Source organism: Caballeronia sp. SL2Y3 (genome assembly GCF_022879575.1).
Taxonomy (GTDB): domain Bacteria; phylum Pseudomonadota; class Gammaproteobacteria; order Burkholderiales; family Burkholderiaceae; genus Caballeronia.
The window spans coordinates 151,699-175,979 of sequence record NZ_CP084261.1; the positions used below are offsets into that span (position 1 = coordinate 151,699).

The following is a 24,281-nucleotide window of genomic DNA, read 5'->3' on the forward strand; positions in this document are numbered from 1 at the left end:
GCGGGGAAGCCTCAACAAATAAGGTTAGTCATGAACGTAGGTCTCGTGGGTTGGCGCGGCATGGTCGGCAGCGTGCTGATGCAGCGCATGCAGCAGGAAGGCGATTTCGACCTGATCGAACCGGTGTTTTTCAGCACCAGCAATGCGGGCGGCAACGCGCCGTCGTTCGCCAAAAACGAGACGAAGCTCAAAGACGCGACGAGCATCGACGACCTGAAGAAGTGCGACGCCATCATCACCTGCCAGGGCGGCGACTACACGAACGACGTGTATCCGAAGCTGCGCGCGGCGGGCTGGAAGGGCTACTGGATCGACGCGGCCTCGGCGCTGCGCATGAACGACGACGCGGTCATCATTCTCGATCCGGTGAACCTCGACGTCATCAAGGATTCGCTCGTTAAGGGCGGGCGCGATTTCATCGGCGGCAACTGCACCGTCAGCCTGATGCTGATGGCGCTGGGCGGCCTCTTCCGCGAAAACCTCGTCGACTGGATGACGGCCATGACGTATCAGGCCGCATCGGGCGCGGGCGCGCAGAACATGCGCGAACTGCTGTCGCAAATGGGCGCGCTGAACGCGTCGGTGGCGGGCGATCTCGCGAATCCGTCGTCGGCCATTCTGGATATCGACCGCAAGGTGCTCGCCACGATGAACAGCGACGCCATGCCGACCGACCATTTCGGCGTGCCGCTCGCCGGCTCGCTGATTCCGTGGATCGACAAGGATCTCGGCAACGGCATGTCGAAGGAAGAGTGGAAGGGCGGCGCGGAAACCAACAAGATTCTCGGCAAGCCGGCAATGGGCCAGCCGGGTTCCATTCCGGTCGATGGCCTCTGCGTGCGCATCGGCGCGATGCGCTGCCACTCGCAGGCGCTGACCATCAAGCTGAACAAGGACGTGCCGCTCGACGAAATCAACGGCATTCTGGCTTCGGCGAACGACTGGGTGAAGGTCGTGCCGAACGAGCGCGAAGCGTCGATGCGCGATCTGTCGCCGGCAGTCGTCACCGGCACGCTGACGGTGCCGGTCGGCCGTCTGCGCAAGCTCGCGATGGGCGGCGAATACCTGTCGGCGTTCACCGTCGGCGACCAGTTGCTGTGGGGCGCCGCGGAGCCGTTGCGCCGCATGCTTCGCATTCTGTTGGACAAGTAAAGTAAACTACGCGCCTGAGAGCGCGGACCTCGTCCAGGAAGCGTCGCGTTATCGCGGCGCTTTTTGTTTATGGAGCCGCATTTTTGGGACTGCGAGCGAATCGACCGGTCGTACGATTGGGGCGCGCATCAGTCTTGCTGTTCGTATCAACCTTCGCCGTACTTCTGGAGCTTCAATGATTCGACGACCCCGCCGGTCCTTCATCCCGTCATCGCGTGCGGCGTTTGCCGCGGCCAGCGCCGTTCTGTGCGCGGCGCTCTGGACGAATTCCGGCGCGGCGTTCGCGCAGGCGAGCAGCGCGACAGCCGATGCGGCCGCACCCGGCAATGCGCCCGCGCAGCGGTACGCCGTGAAGCCGGGGCAGTCCCTGAGCGATATTGCGGGCGAACTGACCGGTTCGAAAGAGCGGGCCGTGAAGGAGAAGATGGCGCGCGCGCTGTTCGACGCGAATCCGAACGCGTTCGCGGGTCACGACATCAATCGGCTGAAGCTCGGCGCGGTGTTGAACGTTCCGGGCGCGGATGTGGCCGCGGCCTCTGACAACGCAACGGCGCCGGCGTCGGCGCCGCAGGCACTTCAGCCGAGCACGCCGTCGGCAAATGCGGCCAGCGCAGCGCAGGCGTCGTCGCCGGCCGTCGAAACCGCGCCGGTTCAGCCGGCGGCGTCCGCCGCCGAACCGGCCGCGAGCGAGCCGGCCACGCCGGCCACGGCTTCGGCGGCATCGCAAGCCGCGCCCGAGGCCGCGCCTGCCGTCGCGCCCGTCGCGAGCGCGCCCGCAGCCGATAGCGCGCCGCAAGCCCACGGCGGCATCGATCCGAAGGTGATCGCGCTCGTTCTCGCGGTCATCGCCGTGCTGCTGTTTCTGCTGCTCCGCCGCAACAAGCGCCGCGCTCGGGCCGAAGCCGAAGCCCGCCAGCAGCCGCCCGCGCCGGTTCCCGCCGCAACGCCGCCGCGTCCTGAATCGGCAGCCGATCTGGAAGGCAACGCCGTCGAGCGCGATCAATCCGAGCTGAACGCCGTCGCCGCGAGCCTCGCAAGCTACGAAGCGGCGCAGTCTTTCGCGACGCCGTCGGCGGATGACGCGCCCGAGTCCGCCAGAACGCCTGAAGCGCGCACGGAGCCCGCCGAGTCGTTGATTCCGACGCCGCCGGCTGCGGCGCATGCGGCCTTCGTTCCGCCGCTTTCGCACGCAGGAACGGCCGACGCGCAAACGCACGAGGCTCACGAGGCCCACGCGCGCGAAATCGCCGCCCGCGAAGCCGCAGCGCACGAAGCCGAAAAGTGGGAAGCCGAAGAACGGGAAGCCGCCGCGCGGCAGGCCGCCGCCCGGGAAGCGGAGGAGCGCGAAATCCGCGCGCGTGAAGCCGCAGCGCGCGAAGCACTCGAGCGCGAGCTTGCCGGCCGCGACCAGGCGTCGCGCGAAGCCGCCGAACAGGAAGCGCAGGCGCATCAGGCTCGCGAGGCGGCGGCGCGCGAAATCATCGCTCGCGAAGCCGAGTTGCGCGAAGCGCAGGCGGTTGCCGCCCAGCAGCACGCAGCGGAGCAGCGCGCAGCGCAACAACGCGCCGTCGAGGAGCAAGCCGCGCGCGACGTCGAGCAGCATCCTGCGGGGGTCGAGGACGACGAACCGGTGTCCGCCGACCGCTTCCCGATGCCCAAGTTTCCGACCGAAGCTGTCCAGGCGCTGGATTCGCTCGACATGAGCCTGCCGCCTCGCATGGAACTGACGCTGGCTCCGCCTTCCGACGACCACGCTCCGCGCCATGACGCTCCAGCGCACGCGTCGGTCGGTCAGGAGCCGTTCGTTCCGCAGCCGATTGCCGAGACCGACGCGGCCCACGAGGCGCAGGCGTTCGCGCTGCCGTCGGTTGCCGACGAGGTTCAGTCGTCTGCCGCCGCGCGTATCGAAGCGGGAACGGCCGGCGCGCCGTCGGTCGCCGGGCTGGGGGCGACGCAGTTCGGCCCCTTGAGTCTCGACTTCAATCTCGACTTGCCTTCCAGCCACACGGAGCCGCTGCCCGCGCTGACCGCCGCGCAACTGGCGACCATCGCGCGCAATAAGCTCGAATTGGCAGTGGAATACATCGAATTGGGCGATCTTTCCGGCGCTCGCACGTTGTTGCAGGAAGTGATCGCATCGAACGATCAGGCGACGCGCCAGCAAGCGGCCGGCTTGCTCTCGACGCTCGCGCCGCACTCCTGATATGCGCATAGCGTTAGGCGTTCAGTACGACGGGGCGGCGTTCTGCGGCTGGCAATCGCAGCCGCACGGCAATACGGTGCAGAATGAACTGGAGCGCGCGCTCGCGGAATTCACGCAGACGCCGGTTCAGACGGTCGTCGCCGGACGCACGGACACGGGCGTTCACGGCCTCGGCCAAGTGGTGCACTTCGACACCGAACTGGACCGTACCGACTTTTCGTGGGTGCGCGGGACGAACGCGTTTCTGCCGGGTTCGGTCGCGGTGCAGTGGGCGAAGGCGATGCCCGACGACTTCCACGCCCGTTTCGCCGCCTTCGAGCGCACGTATTTTTACGTTTTGTACGTCAATCCGGTGCGTTCACCCATGTTGGCGAAACGCGCGGGCTGGGTGCACACGCCGCTCGACGTCGCCGCCATGCGCGATTCCGCCGCGTGCCTCATCGGCGAGCACGATTTCTCGTCGTTTCGCGCGGCCGATTGCCAGTCGAAGACGCCGGTCAAGCATCTTTATCGCATCGACGTGCGCGAACAGGGCGATTTCATCCACTTTCGGTTTCGGGCGAATGCGTTCCTGCATCACATGGTGCGCAATTTGATGGGCTGCTTTGTCGCGATCGGGCGCGGACGACATCCCGCGTCGTGGATGGCCGACGTGCTCGAAGCACGCGACCGTCGCGCCGCCGCGCCCACCTTCATGCCCGACGGGCTTTACCTCGCGGAAGTCGGATACCCCGAGCGTTTCGCGGTTCCGCCGCCGCATATCGCAAGCATGCCGTGGAGCGCCGTTTGGGCCGACCAGCCATGACAGATCAAGATTTGCACCGGACCAGAATCAAGCTCTGCGGGCTCTCGACCGTGGAGCACGTCGAGCACGCCGTCGCGCTGGGCGCGGATGCCGTGGGTTTCGTCTTTTATCCGCCGAGTCCGCGCTCGCTGACCGTGTCCGAAGCGGCGGAACTGTGCCGCTACGTGCCGCCGCTCGTGGCGGCGGTCGGTCTGTTCGTCAATGCGACGCCCGAATGGGTTCGCGAGGTGACGTCGAACGTGCCGCTCTCGCTGCTGCAATTCCACGGCGACGAAACACCGGAACAATGCGCCGAACTGGCCGCGATTGCGGGTTTGCCCTGGTGGCGCGCGGTGCGTGTAAGGCCTGATGCGGCCGCAAGCGATTTGGTAGAATCGTCGCTTAACTATGCGGCGGCGGGCGGTATTTTGCTCGACGCACTCGTCGAAGGCTTCGGCGGCGGTGGAAAGGTATTCGATTGGTCACTTATTCCAACAGATCTCGGGCATCGGGCCGTTTTGAGTGGTGGGTTGAACGCGCAAAACGTCAGTGACGCCATCCGGCGCGTGCGCCCGTTCGCGGTCGATGTCTCCAGTGGCATCGAAGTGCCGGGCGCAAAGGGCGTGAAAGATTCCGCCCGAATGACCGCGTTCGTGCGCGCAGTGCGCGAAGCGGACGCCGGCTGATTCCGACTGCGGGCCAACCATGGCTCGCCACCGAGAGAGTGACGCAATGTACAACTTGCCTGACGAAAGAGGCCACTTCGGCCAATATGGCGGCGTGTTCGTCTCCGAAACGCTTATCCACGCGCTCGACGAACTGCGCCAAGCCTACGACGCAGCCCGCCAGGACCCCGCATTCCAGGCCGAATACGACTACGAACTGAAGCATTACGTCGGCCGTCCTTCCCCGATCTATCACGCGAAACGCTGGAGCGACATGCTCGGCGGCGCGCAGCTTTATCTGAAGCGCGAAGACCTGAATCACACGGGCGCGCACAAGGTCAACAACGTAATCGGGCAGGCGCTGCTCGCCCGCAAGATGGGCAAGCCGCGCGTCATCGCCGAGACCGGCGCGGGGCAGCACGGCGTGGCGACCGCGACCATCGCGGCGCGCTTCGGCATGGAGTGCGTGGTCTACATGGGCGCGGAGGACGTGAAGCGGCAGGCGGCCAACGTCTATCGCATGAAGCTGCTGGGCGCGACCGTCGTGCCCGTGGAATCGGGCTCGCGCACGCTGAAGGACGCGCTCAACGAGGCCATGCGCGACTGGGTGACGAACGTCGAAAACACGTTCTATATCATCGGCACCGTGGCCGGTCCGCATCCTTATCCGAAGATGGTGCGCGACTTCCAGCGCGTGATCGGCGACGAATGCCGCGTGCAGATGCCCGAAATGACGGGCCGTCAGCCGGATGCCGTGATCGCGTGTGTGGGCGGTGGATCGAACGCGATGGGCATCTTTTATCCGTATATCGAAGATGAAGCCGTACGTTTGATAGGCGTCGAAGCGGCGGGCGACGGTATCGACACCGGCCGGCACGCGGCGTCGCTCATGGGCGGAAGCCCCGGCGTGCTGCATGGCAATCGCACGTATCTCTTGCAGGACGACAACGGCCAGATCATCGAGACGCATTCGGTGTCGGCGGGGCTCGACTATCCGGGCGTCGGTCCGGAGCACGCGTGGCTGAAGGACGCGGGCCGCGCCGAGTACGTCGGCATTACGGACGACGAGGCGCTCAAGGCGTTCCACGACTGCTGCCGCATCGAGGGCATCATTCCGGCGCTGGAGTCGAGTCACGCGCTGGCGTACGGCGCGAAGCTCGCGAAAACGCTGCCGCGCGATAAGGTGCTGCTCGTCAACCTGTCGGGCCGCGGCGACAAGGACATGCACACGGTCGCCGAGCGATCGGGCATCCAGTTCTAAGCCGCAGATGCGCACCGTTATCGACGAACCGATGTCCGCTGGCGCGCTGCAAGGCGCCGGCATCGACATTCGGAACCGCGATTTTCTCGCCGATGCCGCCTCCGTTCCCGATGCGTCGATCGATCTGATCGTCGCCGACCCGCCTTATGGGCTCGGCAAGGACTACGGGAACGACTCGGACATGCTGTCCGGCGAAGCCTTCCTCGCGTGGACGTATCGCTGGCTGGACATCGCGATACCGAAGCTGAAGAAAAGCGGGTCGATGTACATCTTCTGCACCTGGCAGTATTCGCCCGAACTGTTCGTGTTCCTGAAGCGCCGGATGACGATGGTCAACGAAATCGTCTGGGACCGGCGCGTGCCGAGCATGGGCGGAACGACGCGCAAATACACGTCGGTGCACGACAACATCGGCTATTTCGCGGTATCGAAGGACTACTACTTCGATCTCGATCCGGTGCGCATTCCCTACGACGCAGCGACGAAAAAGGCGCGCTCGCGCAAGATTTTCGAGGGCAGCAAGTGGCTCGAAATGGGCTACAACCCGAAGGACGTCTGGTCCGTGTCGCGGCTGCACCGGCAGCACGCGGAGAGGGTCGATCATCCGACGCAGAAGCCGCTGGAAATCGTCGAGCGCATGGTGCTGGCGAGTTGTCCGCCGGGCGGCCGCGTGCTCGATCCGTTCATGGGCAGCGGCACGACCGCTGTTGCCTGCGCGCGCCACGGCCGACTTTTCACGGGCTTCGAAATCAACGCGGACTATTGCGCCATCGCGGAAAACCGCCTGGCAAAGCTCGATGCGCCGCTGACCGCCGAGACCGAAACCGAGACCGCCGAATAACGCGCGAGCCGCAGCTTCGTCGCTGATCGCGTCGATGATCGACGCTAACGAATACGCTTACGAGAATTCTCATGTCCCGTATCAAGAACACTTTCGCGACGCTTGCCGCGCAAGGCCGCAAAGGGCTGATTCCGTTCATCACGGCGGGCGATCCGAACCCCGAGCAAACCGTCGAATTCATGCACGCGCTCGCCCGGGGCGGCGCGGACGTCATCGAACTGGGCGTGCCGTTTTCCGATCCGATGGCCGATGGTCCCGTCATCCAGCGTTCGTCGGAGCGCGCGCTGGCGCGCGGCGTCACGCTCAAGCGCGTGCTCGCCGATGTGGCGCGCTTTCGCGAGACCGACGCCGACACGCCCGTCGTGCTGATGGGCTACGCGAATCCGATGGAACGCATGGGCGCCGACGCGTTCGCGCAGGCCGCGAAAGAGGCGGGCGTGGACGGCGTGCTCGTCGTCGACTATCCGCCGGAGGAAGCCAGCGATTTCGGCGCGACGATGCGCGCGGCCGGCATCGATCCGATCTTTCTGCTCGCGCCCACATCGACCGATGAGCGCGTGGCGGCGGTCGGCAAGATCGCGAGCGGCTACGTGTATTACGTGTCGCTCAAGGGCGTGACGGGCGCGGCAAATCTGGACGTTTCCAGCATCGCGAGTAAAATCCCGGCCATCAAGTCGCAGGTGCCGCTGCCGGTCGGCGTCGGTTTCGGCATTCGCGACGCAGAGACGGCCCGCGCCGTCGCGGAAGTCGCGGACGCGGTCGTCATCGGAAGCCGGCTCGTGCAGTTGCTCGAAGAGGCGCCGCCGGACACGGCCGCCGCGTCGCTCACGAACTTCATCGCGGAAATTCGCGCGGCGCTCGATTCCGCCAAATAACATTTCGCCGCCGCGCCGTCGTAGACGGTGCGCGGCGCTGCCCCGATCAGTCAAGGAACAACGATGAGCTGGCTCGACAAACTGCTGCCGCCCAAGATCAAGCAAACCGATCCCAAGAACCGCAAGGGCATCCCGGAAGGGCTGTGGGTGAAGTGTCCGTCGTGCGAGGCGGTGCTGTACCGCAACGACGTCGAGGCGAATCTGCATGTTTGCCCGAAGTGCAGCCACCACATGCGTATCGGCGCGCGCGAGCGGCTCGACCGCCTGCTGGACCCGGAAGGCCGCTATGAAATCGGCCAGGAAATCGTGCCGGTCGACGCGCTCAAGTTCAAGGACAGCCGCAAGTATCCGGACCGCCTGAAAGAGGCGATGGAAGACACCGACGAAACCGACGCGATGGTCGTCATGGGCGGCGCGATCCATACGCTGCCGTGCGTGGTCGCGTGCTTCGAGTTCGCGTTCATGGGCGGCTCGATGGGCTCGGTGGTCGGCGAACGCTTCGCTCGCGGCGCGCGCAACGCGCTGGAGCAAAACGTGCCGTTCATCTGCTTTACGGCGTCGGGCGGCGCGCGCATGCAGGAAAGCCTGCTTTCGCTGATGCAGATGGCCAAGACCACCGCCATGCTGACCAAGCTGGCCGACGCGAAACTGCCGTTCATCTCGGTGCTCACCGACCCAACGATGGGCGGCGTGTCCGCGAGCTTCGCGTTCCTGGGCGACGTCGTGATCGCGGAGCCGAAGGCGCTGATCGGCTTCGCCGGCCCGCGCGTGATCGAGCAGACGGTGCGCGAGAAGCTGCCCGAAGGCTTCCAGCGCGCGGAGTTTTTGTTGCAGAAGGGCGCAATCGACATGATCGTAGACCGCCGCAAGATGCGCGAAGAAATCGCGCAATTGATGGCGCTGATGACGCGACAGCCGGCCGATTCGGTGGCTTGACGCCGTTTTGTGCCCGCGCCGCGCCGCGCGTGAACCGCGAGGTTCCGCGCGGCGTTTTTGCTTTTCCGACTACCGAACATGACCACATTTCCCACTCTCGACGCGTGGCTCGCCCATCTGGAAGCGGCGCATCCGGTCGGCATCGACATGGGCCTTGCGCGCATCGGGCGCGTCAAGGAGGCGCTCGGCCTGCGCTTCGACTGCCCGGTGATCACCGTCGGCGGCACCAACGGCAAGGGCTCGACGTGCGCGATCCTCGAAAGCATTCTGCTGCGCGCGGGCTATCGCGTGGGCTGCCATACGTCGCCGCATTTGCTGTCTTTCAACGAGCGCGCGCGCATCGACGGCGCGGAAGCCACCGACGCGGACTTGCTGGAACACTTCGAAGCGGTCGAGAAGGCGCGCGCCAGCCTGGCCGATCCGGTCTCGCTGACGTATTTCGAATTCACGACGCTCGCCATCCTGCATCTGTTCGCGTCGCGCGGGCTGGATGTGGTGATCCTCGAAGTCGGGCTCGGCGGGCGGCTGGACGCGGTGAATATCGTCGATACGGACTGCGCCGTGGTGACGAGCATCGATATCGATCATGCGGACTATCTCGGCGACACGCGCGAGAAGATCGGCTTCGAGAAAGCGGGCATCTTCCGTACGGGCAAGCCTGCGGTGTGCGGCGATCCTTCGCCGCCGCAGACGCTGATCGACCATGCCGCCGCGGTCGGCGCGGATCTGTGGCTCGTCGGCCGCGATTTCCGCTACGAAGCGCAGCCGGGCAACGAACGCCAGCAGTGGAGCTACATCGGCCGCACGCAGCGGCGCGCGGCGCTCGCGTATCCGGCGCTGCGCGGGGCGAATCAACTTATCAACACGTCGGCGGCGCTCGCCGCGCTGGAGGCGCTGCGCGACCGGTTGCCGGTGTCCGCGCAGGATATTCGCCTTGGGCTCGCGAACGTGGAATTGCCGGGGCGCTTTCAGGTGCTGCCGGGCAAGCCGCAGATCATTCTCGACGTGGCGCACAATCCGCACGCCGCCGCCGTGCTGGCGCAAAACCTCGGCAACATGGGCTATTTCCCGTACACCTACGCGGTTTTCGGCGCGATGGGCGACAAGGACATCGAGGGCATCGTGAAGCAGCTCGCGGGCGAGATCGATCACTGGAACGTGACCGCGCTGCCGACGCCGCGTGCGGCCACCGCCGACCGTCTGGAAGCCGTTCTGCGCGATGCCGGTGTCAACGACGGCCCCGACAGCAGCGTTGCTCGATTCGAGACCCCGGCGGATGCATTTCGAGACGCGTTAAGCCGCGCGTCCGAAAATGATAGAATCGTGGTTTTCGGTAGTTTCTATACGGTGGCTGGCGTCATGGCCTACCGTAAATCGCAGCATCACTAAGACGGCAGCCCGTCTGAAGCTTCTCGCACCAAGCCATACATGGGACTTTTCTCGTTCGGCAAGAAAGACGACGCCCGCGCCGCGAGCGACGCATACTCCGATTCCCCGCGCGGCTCGCGTCATACCGTGCGCACGGAGCGCCGCACGCGCCGCACGGACCGTCCCGATGCCGACGCCATGATGCTCGACCCCACGCTTCCCGAGAAGCAGCGCGCGCGGCGCAGGCTCGTCGGGGCCATCGCGCTAGTGCTGGCGGCGGTCATCGTCTTGCCGATGGTGCTGGATTCGCGCCCGAAACCCGTCGCTGACGACATTTCCATCGATATCCCCAACCGCGCCGCGCCCGCCGCGAAGCAGTCCCGCGAGGCGAACGACGCGGACACGCAGGCAGGCGTCGCGCACGATACGCCGCCCGCCGCAACCGATACGGCCAATGTCGCCGCAGGCGTGACGCAGCCGCAACCGTCGGCTTCGGCGCCTGCGGCCACTGCTCAGACAAAGCCGGAAGCGAAGCCCGAAAGCAAGCCGGCACCCGTTGCCAAGGAAGCCGCGAAGCCGCAGGCACAACCGGCCGCGGAAAAGGACACGACGGCAAGCCCGGCATCGAGCGCGGCGAACACGCCGTCGTCGCCGGCAGGCAGCCGCTTCGTGCTCCAGATCGGCACGTTCGACGACGACACCGCAGCGCAGAACTGGGTCAACAAGTTGAAAGCCGCGGGCGTGCCCGCATATCTCGAACATCGTCAGCAGTCGGATGGCTCGTCCCGCGCGTTGTTGCGCGCTGGACCGTTCCCGGATCGCGCGTCGGCGTCCGCCGCGCTCGTCAAGGTGCGGCAGGCGGGCCTGGCCGGCGGCAAGCGGTCGGCGTCGAACTAAGCGTCGATGTCGATGTTCACGAGCTTCGACTACGCCGTGATGGCCGTGATCGGCCTGTCCGCCTTGCGCGGCACGTGGCGCGGGTTGCTCGCCGAAGCCTTCGGGCTGGTCGGCTGGGTCGCTGCCATTCTGATCGCGGGCCGGTTCGTGAGCGTGGTGGTGCCGTACATCCCGACATACTGGCCGGGCGGCGCGCTGACTCAGTGGCTCGTCGCGTTTTTGCTGGTGGTCGGCGCGGTGCTGCTGCTGTCGAGCGTGCTGTCGGCGCTGCTCACGCGCATGACTGAAGTAACGGGCCTGCGCGGCGTGGATCGCTCGCTGGGCCTGCTGTTCGGCCTCGTCAGAGGCGCTATATTGGTGGTGATTCTGGTCGCGCTCGCAGGTCTGACGGAATTGCCGCAGAAGGATTTCTGGCGTAACGCGCTGCTGCGGCCCATGGCCGAGCAGGGCGTGCGCGAATTGAGACCGCTTCTCCCCGATACGCTCGCCGCGTATGTGCACGTCGCACCGCAGTCAGGCGACACGGCGCCAAGCGCCGCACAATAGACGAACGGCAGGCTACACGAGGAACGCGCGACGGCCACTTGCGCCGCCGAACGCGCCCGCTCGCGGGACTCGTTCGACCCGGCGCGACGCCGGCACGCCTCTCTACCGTTTCGACTCTTTGAAGGACCATGCCATGTGCGGCATCGTAGGTGTAGTTTCCCAAAGCCCCGTCAATCAGCTCATCTATGACAGCCTGCTGCTCTTGCAGCATCGCGGGCAGGATGCGGCGGGAATCGCGACAGCGAACGGCAACAACTTCCACATGCACAAAGCCAACGGCATGGTGCGCGACGTGTTCCGCACGCGCAACATGCGCAGCCTGCCGGGCAACGTCGGCATCGGGCAAGTGCGCTATCCGACGGCCGGGTCGGCGTCGAACGAGGAAGAAGCGCAGCCGTTCTACGTCAACGCGCCGTTCGGCATCATCCTCGCCCACAACGGCAATCTGACGAACTGGATGCAGCTGAAGGACGAGATGTTCCGGATCGACCGCCGGCACATCAACACCGCGTCCGACACCGAAGTGCTGCTGAACGTCTTCGCGCACGAACTGCAACTCGCGAGCTCCGGCCTTGAACTCGACGAAGCCGCGCTGTGGAAGGCGGTCGCGGGCGTGCATCGGCGGGTGAAAGGGTCCTACGCGATCGTCTCGCTGATTGCTGGCTACGGGCTCGTGGCGTTCCGCGATCCGTTCGGCATTCGCCCGCTCGTGCTCGGCAAGCTGGAAACGTCGACGGGCGTCGAGTGGATGGTGGCGTCGGAATCGGTGGCGATCGAAGGCATCGGCTTCGAATTCGTGCGCGACATCGAGCCGGGCGAAGCGATCTTCATCGACGCCGACGGCAATCTGCACAGCCATCAATGCGCCGAAAAGCCGGTGCTGAACCCCTGCATTTTCGAGCTCGTGTATCTGGCGCGTCCGGATTCGTGCCTCGACGGCGTGCCCGTCTACAACGCGCGTCTGCGCATGGGCGACTATCTCGCCGAGAAGATCAAGCGCGTGCTGCCCGACGTGCCGATCGACGTCGTGATGCCGATTCCCGATTCGTCGCGTCCCGCCGCGATGCAGGTGGCGGCCAAGCTCGGCGTCGAATATCGCGAAGGCTTCTTCAAGAACCGCTACGTGGGCCGCACGTTCATCATGCCGGGACAGGCGGTGCGCAAGAAATCGGTGCGCCAGAAGCTGAACGCCATGGGCATCGAGTTCAAGGGCAAGAACGTGCTGATCGTCGACGATTCGATCGTGCGCGGCACGACATCGCATGAAATCGTGCAGATGGCCCGCGATGCCGGCGCGAACAAGGTGATCTTCGCGTCCGCCGCGCCGCCGGTGAAGTTCCCGAACGTGTACGGCATCGACATGCCGACGCGTGGCGAACTCGTCGCGCATGGCCGCAGCGACGAAGAAGTGGCGCGCATGATCGGCGCGGACTATCTGGTGTATCAGGACGTCGAGGATCTGAAGAACGCGGTGCGCGACATCAATCCGGCGCTGAAGGATTTCGAGGCGTCCTGCTTCGACGGTCACTACATCACCGGCGACGTCACGACCGACTATCTGGATCGCATCGAAACCGCGCGCCTCGCGCCGCAAGAGCAGACGGACCGCGACATCGCGGGCGAGGCGCTCGAAGGCGGTCCCGCGCGTTCGCAACTGCATCTGCAACTGTCGGTGGAATAAGCCTTCGTATTGGCTTCGAGAAGCCCGCTCGGTCGATCAGACGAGCGGGCTTTTTTGCGTCTGTTGCTCGCGCGGCGTCTTGAATGCGCCGCTGCGCCATTGCCCCGGCGCGATGCCGAAGCGTTTCGAGAACGCATGCGTGAACGCGCTCTGATCCGCAAACCCGACTTCGAGCGCGACATGCGTGAGCGAGGCGCGCGGATCGGCGAGCAGCGTCAACGCCGTGTCCAGACGCAGGCGATGCACATAGCGATGCGGCGTCTCGCCGAACGCCTCGCTGAACAATTGGTGAAAGCGCCGCATGCCGAAGCCGCAATGCGCGGCGAGATCCGCAATGCGCAGCGGCTCGCAAAGATGCGCGCGCAGCCACCGGTCGATGCGCGCGAAGTCGAGGCCGCGCAATTCGGCATTGAGCGGTGCGCCCGCGCCGGCCATCAAGGCGCCGCACAGATGCGTGGCCGCTTGCCAGCCGAGACGCGCGGGCAGGGCAGTATCGTCGGTAGGAAGGCGCCCCGCGACGCTCGCGACGAGCTGCGTGACCGATGAATCGAGATCGACGGTACGCGCACGTTCGAAGAAACGCGCAGGCACCGCGACCGATGAAGCGGGAAGATCGAGCACGAGCTGGCGGTTGACGCCTTCGGCCCAGTACTCGTGACGCGCGCCGGCAGGAATGATCCACGCGCGATGACGGTCGATGAGCGATTCGCCGCCATCCACCGCCATGCCCATTGCGCCGTCGAAACCGAGCACGATCTGATGGAAGTCGTGCTCGTCGGACGCCTGCACCGCTTCGTAGCGGCGCAGCGAAACGGTAGGGCGGGGGACCGGCGCGCTCATGCCGTCTTGCTCAAACGTCGAGCAGTTCCACTTCGAAGACGAGCGTGGCGTTCGGCGGAATCACGCCGCCCGCGCCGCGCGCGCCGTAACCGAGTTGCGGCGGAATGGTGAGACGGCGCACGCCGCCGACCTTCATGCCCTGCACGCCTTCGTCCCAGCCCTTGATGACCATGCCGCCGCCGAGCACGAAGGCGAAGGGATCGTTGCGGTCCTTGCTGGAATCGAACTTCTGGCCGTCGGTCAGCCAGCCGGTGTAGTGCACGCTGACGGTCTTGCCCGCGACGGCTTCGGCGCCTTCGCCGACGGTGACGTCTTCATACTTGAGACCGGAATCGGTCGTGACTGTCGACATTGTTTGCTCCTGGTTGCACGGCTCTACGCCGATGGTCGAAACCACCATTGTAGAGCGTAGCAACGAAGCGAGTCAGGGCGATCAGGAGTGACGGCCGCGTGGATTCATGCGGCTGCCGATGCGCGGGCGGTCCGCGTTCATCGGCGAACCGACCCGGGCGCCGACGTTCGGGCTTACGCTCACGCCAAATTCGGGGCTGATGTACGAAGGCTCCATGCCATTGCCCGGCATGAGGTGGCGCGTGTCCCTTTTCGCGAGCTTCAGCGCCCGCACGCGGACGTACGCCATGGCGATGAACGTCCACGGCGCGAGGTAAGCGAACTCGGGCACCGACACCATCATCATGGTCCAGGTCGCCACGCAGCACTGGCGCAGGGCCATGCCGCGCGCGTCCCAGTCGAGCTTGAACGCGGGGTAGAGCATCAGCGCGCTGATGCCGACGAGACCGATCACGCCCGTGTTGACGAGCAGCGTCGAGAACAGGTCGGTGGACCGGATATAGCCGAAGCCGATGCCGAAGAGTTGGTTCAGCGGCGATGCATGCGCCCACAAGCGCAACGACTCCAGGAACAGCTTCGCGCGGTCGGAGCCGGACTCGTTCTTTCCTTCCAGCTTGTCCATCACCATCTGCTGAAACAGGTCGGCGATATAGTCCTGCAACGCGAATGCGACCAACGCCACCAGGAAGAGGCCGATGAGCGCCTTGATCGGATTGATGCCGAGCTTGCGCATGCGAATGAGCGCGAAGACCGCATAGCCGATCAACACCGTCGACGACGTACTCATCAGGAGCGAGATCCCGATGATCCACACCGGCCAGCGCACGCGGGCCGTCGCGTTGAAGTAGATCCAGAAGGGGAAGATGGACATGGCGTACATCGACGGTTCGCCGGTCAGCGCCTTGAGACGCTGTATCGACATGCCGCCCGCGCTCACGGTCTGGAACGAACTGCCGTTCACGGTGCCGTCCGAGCGCACGATGCCGCGGCCGAACTGGTCTCCGAACGCGCGGTTCGAGATGAAGTCGCCGGGCGAGCCCGTCAGCACGTAGAACACCACTTCATAGATGCCGTAGAGGGCAAAGAGCGTCACCGCCGCGAAGATCCACTGGTCCCACGTCGGCCGGTAGTAGTAGTACACGTACGCCGCGTACAGCACCACCGCCGCCACGTAGATGGACTGCGTGAACATGCTCTTGCGCATGATGAACGTGACCGGGTCCTTGTCGTCGACGAGCGCGATCTTGCTGAAGTCGGCATCGAACGGAGCCATGACGTCCGCGAGTTGCGTCGTGCACAGCATCAGCAGCCAGACGAGGATGGCCGCGCCCACGAAGTGCAGGTAGTTCTTGCGCGCACGGCCCCCGAAGAGAAGCACGAGCGGCACGGAAAGGAAGCACATGAGATAGCCGATCGTCGTGCCCTGAATCGACGGGATCACGAGGAACGACGTCACCGGCATCGCGAAGGCCCAGATGCGGTAGTACTTGTCGACCAGCGTTGCTTTGTCTTTCATCGTAGAGAGTGTGGCTGCGTCTTTTGTTTGCTTGCCGTTACGTGTGAAGGCCGTGCCCTGAAACGCAACGCCGCGTGACGGGCACGCGGCGTTTCGCTCAAGCAGTCATGCGTTGCTTCGAGACGTCCATCAGTTCGCCGACTTGAAGCTGCTCGTGTAGGCCGCCGCGTAACCATACGTGCGGCGGTTGCTGCGGCGCTTCGGGATGGCGTTGAACACCGAGCCGACGAGACGTCCGCCTGCGCGCTGCACCTTCTTGACGGTCTCTTCGATTTCCTCTTCGCTCTGGATGCCCGAGCGCAGAACCAGAACCGTCGAACCCGCATCGCTTGCGACGATGGCCGCGTCCGTGACGGCGAGGAAGGGCGGCGTATCGATGAGCACGAGGTCGTACTGATCGCTCAGGCGCGCGAGCATGTCGCGGAAGCCCGGCATCATCAGCAGTTCCGACGGATTCTCCGGGTAGCTGCCGCACGACATGAACGAGAGCCCCGGCACGCCGACCTGACGAATCGCTTCGGCCGTGCCCACTTGCCCCTTCAACACTTCCGACAGACCGCCCGGATTCGCCTGCTTGAAGAACGACGCGATATGGCCGCGGCGCAAATCGCCGTCGATCAGCAGCACGCGCAGGCCGATTTCCGCGAGCAGCACCGACAGATTGGCTGCGACGAAGCTCTTGCCCGCCGAGGGAATCGGACCGGTCAGCATCACGATGTTGTTCGGCGCGTTCACGAGGTCGCGATACAGCTCGGTGCGCACCGCGCGCAGCGCTTCGACGGCCGGATCGTGCGGATAGCGCGTGGCGAGCACGAAGGCGTCGCGGTCGGCGCCGGCGAGGTTCGGCATGGTGATGTCGTCATGCGGCTCGCGCTTGACGTGCGGCAACGCCTTCGGCGCGCTGCCTGCCTGCGTGCTCGAAGACCCAAGCGCGTGACCGACCGGCGACACCGAGATCTCGTGATCGAGCAACTGCTGCTGACGGCTGAAGAGCACCTCGCCGAGCACCGGCACCGAGAGGCGACGTTCGACGAACATCGGATCGGTGACGCCGATCATCGCGTGGCGGCGCAGGAAGATGAAGAACGTGCCGACGAAGAAGCCGAGCGCCGTGCCCGCGACGATCACGAGCGGCTTGTTCGGCTTCACCGGACGATGCGGACGCAGCGCGTTATCGACGATGTGCGCTCCGCCGCTCGTGCTGGCGCGACGAATCGACAGCTCTTCGGCCTTGTTCATCATGCCGAGGTAGACGGTTTCCGCAACGCGCGCATCACGCGTGAGCTCGGCGCTTTGGCGTTCCGAAGCGGGCATGCTGTCGAAGCGCGACTGGATCTGCTTGTTCGTCTGCTCGTATTGCGCGATCTGTTGATCGAGATTGCGAACCTGCGGGCTGTCCGGCGTGAAGCGCTGCAACGCTTGCGTGCGCTGCAGTTGCAGCATCGCGAGTTGTTGCATGGAAGTGATGCTGCCTTGCAGATACGCCTGCGCTTCGTTGATCGGCTGCACCGACTGCGACTTCGCGCGGAATGCGCTCAGGCGGCCTTCGGCGTCCTTCAGATCGCGCTCGAGGCGCGGCAGTTCCGAGCGGATGAATTCGAGCGTCTTTGTATCGTTGGCCTGACGGCTGGCGACGGCGGCGGCGAGATACGCCTGACCCAGCGCGTTCGCGACCTCCGCGGTTTGATCGGGATCCTCGCCGTTATACGAGATTTCGACGATGCCCGTGTCCTTCGTGGACTCGGCGACCTTGATCGACTTCAGCAGCAGGTCGATGGCATCCAGCGTGTTGTAGCGCGTGACCGTGAAGTGCACGCCCGGATGACCGACCGCGCCGTCCACGAGCATCGACACGCCGTGCGCCGAAGCGGGACGACCGATCGTGCCGCGCAACAGCACGTTGCCGTCCGGGTCTTCGAGCTGGTACTGATTGTTGTCGAGCAACGTGAAGTCGAGCTTTGCGTCTTCCAGCGACGGCGGAACGTCAAGACGCGCGATGCGCAGATCTTCGCCGCCCCACGCGTACGATTTCATGCCGAACCATGCGGGCGCGAGATGGCCGCGCTCGGCGAACATGCCCGCGATCCAGCCGAGCACCGGCATGGTATGCGGCTTGACCTTGACGTCGAAGTGGAACTGGTTGACGACCGGCTCCAGCACCGAGCGGCTCTTCATCACCGAGATTTCAGCCGGCGCGAGCTGAGTGGCCGACATTTGCGGCTGCTGCGCCTGCATCTGGTTTTGCGGCGCAATGCCGAGCGCATTCGGATCAGGCGGATCGACACGCACGACGACGTCGGACGAATAGATCGGTTTCGCGAGGAATGCATAGGCGGAGGCAAGCGCAGCGGCCGCCACGACGAACACCAGCAACATGCCGATGTGATCGCGCAGCAGCTTGATCATGTCGCCCGCAGTGAATTCATTGTCGTCCTTGCCAGGACGCGAAGATCCGGAGTTGACGTATAGCGTGTTCAAAGGCGGCATCCTCTGTTCGAATGTTGAGCGTGGTTTTCCGGGCCAAACAGAAACACAAAGCCCGCGCGGTTGGCCGCGTTACGTCGTTCGTGTGTGTATCCGGCGTGGCCGGGAGAGTCAAAGGCTTCAGGCGGTACGGCTCGTCGAGTTGCGCTCGAACGAGGAGAGCGCGAATCGGCGAGGCGCTCTCTATCGATCTGCAACGGCAGGGTGTTCGCCCCACGCCTGTGTGCGAATCGACACCATACGCCCAAAAAAAATACGTAGCGTCAGGCTAATCTTCCAGCCTCGAAGTGCTTACGTCTGTTAAGTAGCGAACCAATCTAGAGCGTAGTGGTGCGTACCGCACTTGCATCGACGAGGTTTCGGGCGATAATTACTGATTTCGCCCGAAAGACATTCGTCAGACATAACGTTTTTTCCGTTGCGTTGTCCGTTAAGGCATGGGATTCGCTGTGATGAAGTCCCGCACGACGTTGAAGCGCGGCTTGCGCGTCTGCCCGTCGTCGTGAATCACGCCGTAATTCCCATCGCCGCCGAAGCGCTCGTCATCGTATAGCTCATAAAGCGTGACGTTCTGAACGTCGTACTTTTTGGCCACTTTCACGAAGCCGGCAAGCGCGTCCTTGCCTGTCAGGAAACCGCCGGGGTCCGCATGATTCGGTCGCACGCCGAATTCCGTGATCCAGATGGGCTTGCCATAGCTGTCGCGCAGACGTTCGAGCACATTGACCTTTTTCGGGCCGGCCGCCGTGATCGAACCCATGTTCGAATACCAGTGCCACGCCGTGATGTCCCATTTCGGAATCGGATGACCTTTGGTGCCGTCCGGCTGTGTGCCGGCGAAGAGCATGTCCGTGAAGCCGTAATGCAGCCAGCCGAAGGACGTGAGCAGGATTTTCGCGTCCGGGTTCGCTTCGCGTATGCCTTTGATGAGGCCGAGTATCGAGCCACGCGCTTTCATGAACCTCGCATTGTCGTAATCCGACGGATGCTCGCCGCTGCGATCTGAGCCCAGGATGGTCCAGTTGTCGTACTCGTTGCCCACTTGATAGTAAGTGACGAGGCCCTTCAATACGCGCCCCGCCGTCTTGCCGAGCGCATAGCCGCGCTCGAAGGTCTCCTGCTCGTTCGCGCGCTTTTGCGGTTCGAACGGCGTCACGAGCGCGAGTACGCTGATGCAGGATTCCGCGGCCTGACGCGCGAACTTTGCGACGAGGTGCGCGCTGTCTTCGCTCGACACGTCCTGCGCGTAGATCGTGGCGCCGAGATCACGCACTTGCGAGATCTGCTGGGCGAAGTCGGTCGTGCGATAGACGCCGCGATGTTCGAGATGACCGACCACGCCGTAGAACACACCTTTCGTCTGATCGTCGCATTGCATGTTTGCGGCATCGGACGGTGCGGACTGCACTGCGCCAGTGCGTGCCTGCACCACGGCGGAGCCGCACAGCAGCGCGCCGACCAACGAAATTGCCACCCACAGCCTTCGCTTCAACATTCATCCCTCGCGAGAAAGCGTAATCAACTGGGAACGTCCGAGTGTTGCGGCGATGCCGGATCGAATGCGCCGCGGCACGGCATGGCGGGCAGCATCACGTTTTGCGCTTGCGCATCGAACGCTTCGCGTGAGAAGCGGCGGCGGAAGCTGTTGGCAAGCGCCGTCATCGGCACATCCCGCGCCGCAAAAATGCGCTCGACGAACGCCTCGTGGTCGCCCGGACGGAACAGCAGGGCATTCGGCAAATAAGAATCGAGGCCCGAGATGCGCGACACGACGATGGGCCGCTCGGCCAGCACCGCTTCGATCATCACGAGCGGCACGCCTTCGAAGGCCGACGGCAACACGAGCGTATCGCTTGCGACGATGTAGGGCAGCACGTCGTGCTTCGGCCCGACGATGCGCACGCATGCGGACAAGACCGGGCTTGCATCGACCATCTCGGCAAGGCGCGCGGCATCCGGTCCTTCGCCGACGATCAGCACGACCGTATGCCTGAACGCGTCCGCGTGCCGCTCAATGGCTTCCATCAGGAAGTCCTGACGCTTCTGCTTGAAGTTGATCCGGCCGATATGCGCGATGATCGTCGTGCCATCGTCCGGCAGGCCCAACGCGGCGCGCGCGGCGGGCTTCGTCAGCATGGAACGGCTGAAGCGGTCGTCGACGTAGTTTTCGAGAATCATCGTGCGCGCCTGAGGCGCGAGCGCGCGCAGCTGGCCGCGCAGATGTTCGTTGAGCGTGACGAACTCGTCCGGCATGCGGTACAGCACGCGTTTGACGAGCCACTTGATCTTGTCGGTAACGCCGCCATCCTCCGGCGCTTCGTCGACGAGCGGCAGATAGCTCAGAGTCGGCACGCGCGCATAACGCGCCCCCAGCAGTCCCGCGAGGCCCGATGCAATCGTGCCCTGTGCAATGAGCAGCTTCGTGAGGTTGAGCGTGCGCAGCGTCGCCGCCGTCGAGCGAATCGCGCGCAACAGCGCAAAGAGGTCGCCGCGAAGGGATTCCGCCGTATAAGCGAGCCCGATGGTGCGGACCTTCGCGTGCTGGCGGCTCAGATCGCTGACATAACGGTAAAGGGCTGCGTTCGTCCGCGGCACCAGAATGTGGAGCGTGTCGACGTTCCCGCTCGAAATAAGCGCGAGCATGAAACGCTTGAGCATCTCCTCGTGCCCACCGTTGATGCCCGAATCGCAATAGATTCCAACGTTCACTGTGTTTCCCCTGTCGCGCGCGTCGGCGCGCTTTGACATCTGCTTATCGTCTATTTATGAACTGCATGAGCATTCGCGCACTCTCGGTCCAGCGATACCGCTCTGCATGCGCGAGTCCCCGGCGTCGGAGCTCTTCGCTCAGTTGCGGCGAGTCCAGCAGCTCACGCAGCTTCGCGGCGATGTCCTCTACCGAGAAGGGGTCGCAGTAAATGGACGCATCGCCGCACGTTTCGGGCAGCGCGGCTGCGCGGCCGACGAGCGTGGGGCATCCGTTACGCATCGCTTCCAGTGGCGGAATGCCGAAGCCTTCATATATCGAAGGGTAAAGAAAACAGGCTGCGTGCTGGTACAGCGCCTTGAGCTTTTCATCGCTCACGTAGCCCGCCTGCTTGATGTTCGGGGCGCTCGACAAGTCCTGCGCCTTGCCGAAGATCGTCGCATTCTTCATGCCGACGATGACGAGATCGATGGACGGATCGTTCAGGCGCATGAACGCTTCGACGAGACGCTTGAAGTTCTTCGTCGGATTCATGCTGCTCACGGCCAGAACGTAACGGTTCGGCGTGAGTTTCAGGTCGCCGATGACCGACGTATCCGGCACGATGTGATCCAGATGGTCCGCCGCGAGCGGCACGACGCCGATACGCTGCGGATTCACGCCGACGTGATGCGCGAGACGGTCACGCGAGAACTCGGAGTTCGTCATCACGCAGCTCGAAGTACGCGCGAGAATCCAGAACATCACGCGGTACCACATGCGGAATTTCCACGAGAAATGCGCAGGCGTGTCGAACACCGCTGCATCGTGCATGTAGATGATCTGGTTCGGCCGGAAGATGGAGCCCGAGTTGCTGAGATTGACGATGCGCGAGCGCCCCGCGAAAAGCGGCAGCACGATCTGCTCCCAGAACACGCCCTTGCCGAATCCCAGTTCGACGGTCGGCACGCCGTCCACCGGCACGAGGCCCGGTTGCGGCGGCACGGCCAGCGTTACATGCGAGCCTTCGGGCAGCTTCATCAGCGCGGCGACGAGTTCTCTTGCGACGCGCTGCACGCCGGTAGTCTTCTGGCTGGTGAAGCGGCCGTTGTAGACGAGCTTGTTTGGGGCGAAGGAGGTATTCATGTGTTACGCGTCAGAACTGTGAATCGGAGCTCGTCTCATACGATGCCACTTCATTCGCGCCGAGCGGTTCGCGCGAATGACGGTCCGAGCCGAACTCGTACATCGAGAGCCACTGGCGGAAGATCGCGTCCATCGAGAAGCGTTTGCACGCCGACGCGCGCGCTTCGGCGCCCATGCGTTCGCGCAGCGCCGCATCGTCGCGCAGACGCGCGATGTAGCCTTCCATTTCTTCGTCGCTCTTCGCGACGAAGCCTGTCACGCCGTGCTGAACCACGTCGCGGTTTCCCACCACGTCGGTGACGACTGCCGGGATGCCCGCCACCTGCGCTTCGATCAGCGCGATAGGCATGCCTTCCCAGCGCGACGTCTGCACGTAGATGTCGAGTTCCGATGTCAGCTCGAGGGCGCGCTCGCGCGTCACCCAGCCGCTGCATGTGACGGCGCTCGCCGACTGACCCGGCAGTTCTTCGACATTGCCGCCGATCCACAGGAACTTGACCGATGGCGCATGCAGGTCCGTCGCGAGCTTCACGAATGCCTCGTGATTCTTCTGGTACGAAGCGCGGCCACTCATGCCGATGACGAGCTCGCCGCTCGTCTTCTCGATGCGCGGCGGAATCTCAGCTACGTTCACGCCGTTTTCGATCACCCGCGCGTCAGGCGGCCTGACCTTCGTTTCGATCTCGCGCAGCTCGCTCATCGAACACGCGACGATGGTCCCGCCCATGCGCGCCGCGATGCGCTCGAACGTGAGATACGCGAACTGCTTGGCAGGCGATACATCGCGTCGCAGGAACGAGAGTCCATGCGGCGAATAGAACACGCGTGCTCGCGGCGCGGCGATGCGCGCAGCGATGCGGCCCAAGACGCCCGCCTTCGAGGAATGCAGATGCACGACCGACGGATCGCATTCGCGAAGCGCGCGCGCCAGATCTCGCACGCCGACGCAATCATTCTTCGGATGCACTTCGCGGCACATGTTGACGTGCTTGAGTCTGACCGCGGGGTGGAACAGCTTCTCGAAGTTCGCTGGGGTTTCCTGCCTGATGGAATGAAGGATCGTTACGCCGACTCCTGCGGCCGCTGCGCGATTGGAAAGCTGGGTGAGCATCGAGAGAACCCCGCCTCCGAACGCTTCTGTTATATGGACGATCTCTTTCATGTTTGACTCTTCGAATAGCGTATTACCTGCGCCCCGCGGCAATCGCAATGGAGAAGAACAGCGGTCTTGTCGTTATCAATGGTCGGTAAACCACACATCGCCATATGCAGCATGCTCTGACGGCAAGGGCGCATCCACGTTCAAAGGAAAACACAAAAAACAGAACTAGGCGCGCAGCATCGCTTACCGAGTGTGGTTTCGACCACTCGGTCGGAACGCACCCCACGCACGCCGCATGCGACTACAACGTATCGCCTGTCTTGCGTGAATTCCAGGTCAACCGTGAGATGCGTCATCCCGTCAGGCTCGCCTGTTCATCCGAGCAGGCAAGTCCGGTACAACTTCTCTCCGAACAGATAACGCAGGCCCGTTCACGCAAAAACGAATCGCGCGCAATCAGGGTTGTCGAGTCTGCTAAAAAATCCGTACGGAACGTAAAGTCCACTTGTCATGCAATTCGTCATGCAATCAGTCGAACGACCGCCCTGGCGAAAAGCGCCTGCTCGCACGCATACGCCGGGACATGCTACGCATTCCCGTGCCGGCCGACCCACGCGGACTTTACTGATGATGTCGAAGTCAATTGACTTCGGGTTCTGTCTTGATGTCGGACATGGTCCGTTGTGCAAAGGCTATTTCGCATACGTCCAGCAGGATACGAAGATCCTTGACCGGTACCGCAGCGGATTGCATACGCAGATTTTCAGCGCGCTCGACCAGCCTTTGCACGCGTTCGAACGATAGGTCGTCTTGTTTCATGCCACGGCTCACAATAAGGATTGATACCTAGTACCATAAGCCCCGATTTGTCAGCCGTCCGTGCGCTGCCCCACATACACCGGTGCAACTTTCGGAGTAGCGGGCAGGCAAGACACAAAAGCTTCATC

The 24,281-nt window shown here is 64.1% G+C and carries 21 protein-coding genes; 12 read left to right on the plus strand and 9 right to left on the minus strand.

The window, feature by feature from the left end; translation table 11 throughout:
* Positions 1-30: 30 nt before the first annotated feature.
* The 12 genes from asd to purF all read left to right on the plus strand — a co-directional run bounded on the left by asd (position 31) and on the right by purF (position 13,209).
* A complete protein-coding gene (asd, locus tag LDZ26_RS14075) occupies positions 31-1,152 on the plus strand; it encodes an aspartate-semialdehyde dehydrogenase (protein WP_244849787.1) in 1,122 nt (373 codons plus the stop codon).
* A gap of 175 nt (positions 1,153-1,327) precedes the next feature.
* Positions 1,328-3,355: a FimV/HubP family polar landmark protein gene (locus LDZ26_RS14080; protein ID WP_244849788.1), complete on the plus strand. Its 2,028-nt coding sequence runs from the start codon at positions 1,328-1,330 to the stop codon at positions 3,353-3,355.
* Between the two features lies 1 nt (position 3,356).
* Complete coding sequence (truA, locus tag LDZ26_RS14085) at positions 3,357-4,160, plus strand: tRNA pseudouridine(38-40) synthase TruA (RefSeq protein WP_244849789.1); 804 nt, start codon at positions 3,357-3,359, stop codon at positions 4,158-4,160.
* Positions 4,157-4,825 (plus strand): phosphoribosylanthranilate isomerase, encoded by a 669-nt coding sequence (locus tag LDZ26_RS14090; protein ID WP_244850209.1) that lies wholly within the window; start codon positions 4,157-4,159, stop codon positions 4,823-4,825. The genes truA and LDZ26_RS14090 overlap by 4 nt, the downstream gene beginning before the upstream one ends.
* A gap of 46 nt (positions 4,826-4,871) precedes the next feature.
* Positions 4,872-6,065, plus strand: a complete 1,194-nt coding sequence (gene trpB, locus LDZ26_RS14095) for a tryptophan synthase subunit beta (RefSeq protein ID WP_244849790.1) — start codon at positions 4,872-4,874, stop codon at positions 6,063-6,065.
* A gap of 7 nt (positions 6,066-6,072) precedes the next feature.
* Positions 6,073-6,906 carry a site-specific DNA-methyltransferase gene (locus tag LDZ26_RS14100; RefSeq protein ID WP_244849791.1) on the plus strand — a complete coding sequence of 278 codons (834 nt, stop codon included), beginning with the start codon at positions 6,073-6,075 and terminating at the stop codon, positions 6,904-6,906.
* 71 nt (positions 6,907-6,977) lie between these two features.
* Positions 6,978-7,781 (plus strand): tryptophan synthase subunit alpha, encoded by an 804-nt coding sequence (gene trpA / locus LDZ26_RS14105; RefSeq protein ID WP_244849792.1) that lies wholly within the window; start codon positions 6,978-6,980, stop codon positions 7,779-7,781.
* A gap of 63 nt (positions 7,782-7,844) precedes the next feature.
* Entirely contained in the window at positions 7,845-8,717 is an 873-nt protein-coding gene (gene accD / locus LDZ26_RS14110) for an acetyl-CoA carboxylase, carboxyltransferase subunit beta (RefSeq protein WP_244849793.1), read from the plus strand.
* Between the two features lie 78 nt (positions 8,718-8,795).
* On the plus strand, positions 8,796-10,106 hold the full coding sequence (gene folC, locus LDZ26_RS14115) for a bifunctional tetrahydrofolate synthase/dihydrofolate synthase (RefSeq protein WP_244849794.1): 1,311 nt from the start codon (positions 8,796-8,798) through the stop codon (positions 10,104-10,106).
* Between the two features lie 39 nt (positions 10,107-10,145).
* Complete coding sequence (locus LDZ26_RS14120) at positions 10,146-10,982, plus strand: SPOR domain-containing protein (protein WP_244849795.1); 837 nt, start codon at positions 10,146-10,148, stop codon at positions 10,980-10,982.
* A 12-nt stretch (positions 10,983-10,994) separates the two neighbouring features.
* A complete protein-coding gene (locus LDZ26_RS14125) occupies positions 10,995-11,528 on the plus strand; it encodes a CvpA family protein (protein ID WP_244850212.1) in 534 nt (177 codons plus the stop codon).
* Positions 11,529-11,661: 133 nt separating this feature from the next.
* Complete coding sequence (purF, locus tag LDZ26_RS14130) at positions 11,662-13,209, plus strand: amidophosphoribosyltransferase (protein WP_244849796.1); 1,548 nt, start codon at positions 11,662-11,664, stop codon at positions 13,207-13,209.
* A gap of 36 nt (positions 13,210-13,245) precedes the next feature.
* On the opposite strand, the gene LDZ26_RS14135 is transcribed toward purF, so the two are convergent.
* The 9 genes from LDZ26_RS14135 to LDZ26_RS14175 all read right to left on the minus strand — a co-directional run bounded on the left by LDZ26_RS14135 (position 13,246) and on the right by LDZ26_RS14175 (position 24,153).
* Positions 13,246-14,049 carry an AraC family transcriptional regulator gene (locus LDZ26_RS14135; RefSeq protein ID WP_244849797.1) on the minus strand — a complete coding sequence of 268 codons (804 nt, stop codon included), beginning with the start codon at positions 14,047-14,049 and terminating at the stop codon, positions 13,246-13,248.
* Positions 14,050-14,059: 10 nt separating this feature from the next.
* Positions 14,060-14,401, minus strand: a complete 342-nt coding sequence (locus tag LDZ26_RS14140) for an FKBP-type peptidyl-prolyl cis-trans isomerase (RefSeq protein ID WP_040049973.1) — start codon at positions 14,399-14,401, stop codon at positions 14,060-14,062.
* An 81-nt stretch (positions 14,402-14,482) separates the two neighbouring features.
* The gene (locus LDZ26_RS14145) at positions 14,483-15,916 is read right to left on the minus strand and encodes a hypothetical protein (RefSeq protein ID WP_244849798.1); all 1,434 of its coding nucleotides are present in this window, start codon (positions 15,914-15,916) and stop codon (positions 14,483-14,485) included.
* A gap of 129 nt (positions 15,917-16,045) precedes the next feature.
* A complete protein-coding gene (locus LDZ26_RS14150) occupies positions 16,046-18,403 on the minus strand; it encodes a polysaccharide biosynthesis tyrosine autokinase (RefSeq protein ID WP_370650714.1) in 2,358 nt (785 codons plus the stop codon).
* Between the two features lie 427 nt (positions 18,404-18,830).
* Positions 18,831-19,874, minus strand: a complete 1,044-nt coding sequence (locus tag LDZ26_RS14155; RefSeq protein WP_244849800.1) for a glycosyl hydrolase — start codon at positions 19,872-19,874, stop codon at positions 18,831-18,833.
* A gap of 44 nt (positions 19,875-19,918) precedes the next feature.
* Positions 19,919-21,109, minus strand: a complete 1,191-nt coding sequence (locus LDZ26_RS14160; RefSeq protein ID WP_244849801.1) for a glycosyltransferase — start codon at positions 21,107-21,109, stop codon at positions 19,919-19,921.
* 43 nt (positions 21,110-21,152) lie between these two features.
* Positions 21,153-22,232, minus strand: coding sequence for a glycosyltransferase family 1 protein (locus tag LDZ26_RS14165; protein ID WP_244849802.1), 1,080 nt, complete (start codon positions 22,230-22,232; stop codon positions 21,153-21,155).
* Between the two features lie 10 nt (positions 22,233-22,242).
* Positions 22,243-23,394: a glycosyltransferase gene (locus LDZ26_RS14170; RefSeq protein WP_244849803.1), complete on the minus strand. Its 1,152-nt coding sequence runs from the start codon at positions 23,392-23,394 to the stop codon at positions 22,243-22,245.
* A 579-nt stretch (positions 23,395-23,973) separates the two neighbouring features.
* Positions 23,974-24,153, minus strand: coding sequence for a hypothetical protein (locus tag LDZ26_RS14175; RefSeq protein WP_159835836.1), 180 nt, complete (start codon positions 24,151-24,153; stop codon positions 23,974-23,976).
* Between the last annotated feature and the right edge of the window lie 128 nt (positions 24,154-24,281).

What these genes read in the sequence shown, in the direction of transcription:
- trpA (WP_244849792.1), top strand. Translation starts at nt 6,978, where the DNA reads ATGTCCCGTATCAAGAACACTTTCGCGACGCTTGCCGCGCAAGGCCGC.
- LDZ26_RS14135 (WP_244849797.1), bottom strand. Translation starts at nt 14,049, where the DNA reads ATGAGCGCGCCGGTCCCCCGCCCTACCGTTTCGCTGCGCCGCTACGAA.
- LDZ26_RS14140 (WP_040049973.1), bottom strand. Translation starts at nt 14,401, where the DNA reads ATGTCGACAGTCACGACCGATTCCGGTCTCAAGTATGAAGACGTCACC.
- folC (WP_244849794.1), top strand. Translation starts at nt 8,796, where the DNA reads ATGACCACATTTCCCACTCTCGACGCGTGGCTCGCCCATCTGGAAGCG.
- asd (WP_244849787.1), top strand. Translation starts at nt 31, where the DNA reads ATGAACGTAGGTCTCGTGGGTTGGCGCGGCATGGTCGGCAGCGTGCTG.
- LDZ26_RS14120 (WP_244849795.1), top strand. Translation starts at nt 10,146, where the DNA reads ATGGGACTTTTCTCGTTCGGCAAGAAAGACGACGCCCGCGCCGCGAGC.
- accD (WP_244849793.1), top strand. Translation starts at nt 7,845, where the DNA reads ATGAGCTGGCTCGACAAACTGCTGCCGCCCAAGATCAAGCAAACCGAT.
- LDZ26_RS14165 (WP_244849802.1), bottom strand. Translation starts at nt 22,232, where the DNA reads ATGAATACCTCCTTCGCCCCAAACAAGCTCGTCTACAACGGCCGCTTC.
- LDZ26_RS14090 (WP_244850209.1), top strand. Translation starts at nt 4,157, where the DNA reads ATGACAGATCAAGATTTGCACCGGACCAGAATCAAGCTCTGCGGGCTC.
- LDZ26_RS14125 (WP_244850212.1), top strand. Translation starts at nt 10,995, where the DNA reads ATGTTCACGAGCTTCGACTACGCCGTGATGGCCGTGATCGGCCTGTCC.
- LDZ26_RS14080 (WP_244849788.1), top strand. Translation starts at nt 1,328, where the DNA reads ATGATTCGACGACCCCGCCGGTCCTTCATCCCGTCATCGCGTGCGGCG.
- LDZ26_RS14100 (WP_244849791.1), top strand. Translation starts at nt 6,073, where the DNA reads ATGCGCACCGTTATCGACGAACCGATGTCCGCTGGCGCGCTGCAAGGC.
- LDZ26_RS14175 (WP_159835836.1), bottom strand. Translation starts at nt 24,153, where the DNA reads ATGAAACAAGACGACCTATCGTTCGAACGCGTGCAAAGGCTGGTCGAG.
- LDZ26_RS14150 (WP_370650714.1), bottom strand. Translation starts at nt 18,403, where the DNA reads ATGCCGCCTTTGAACACGCTATACGTCAACTCCGGATCTTCGCGTCCT.
- LDZ26_RS14145 (WP_244849798.1), bottom strand. Translation starts at nt 15,916, where the DNA reads ATGAAAGACAAAGCAACGCTGGTCGACAAGTACTACCGCATCTGGGCC.
- purF (WP_244849796.1), top strand. Translation starts at nt 11,662, where the DNA reads ATGTGCGGCATCGTAGGTGTAGTTTCCCAAAGCCCCGTCAATCAGCTC.
- LDZ26_RS14170 (WP_244849803.1), bottom strand. Translation starts at nt 23,394, where the DNA reads ATGAAAGAGATCGTCCATATAACAGAAGCGTTCGGAGGCGGGGTTCTC.
- truA (WP_244849789.1), top strand. Translation starts at nt 3,357, where the DNA reads ATGCGCATAGCGTTAGGCGTTCAGTACGACGGGGCGGCGTTCTGCGGC.
- trpB (WP_244849790.1), top strand. Translation starts at nt 4,872, where the DNA reads ATGTACAACTTGCCTGACGAAAGAGGCCACTTCGGCCAATATGGCGGC.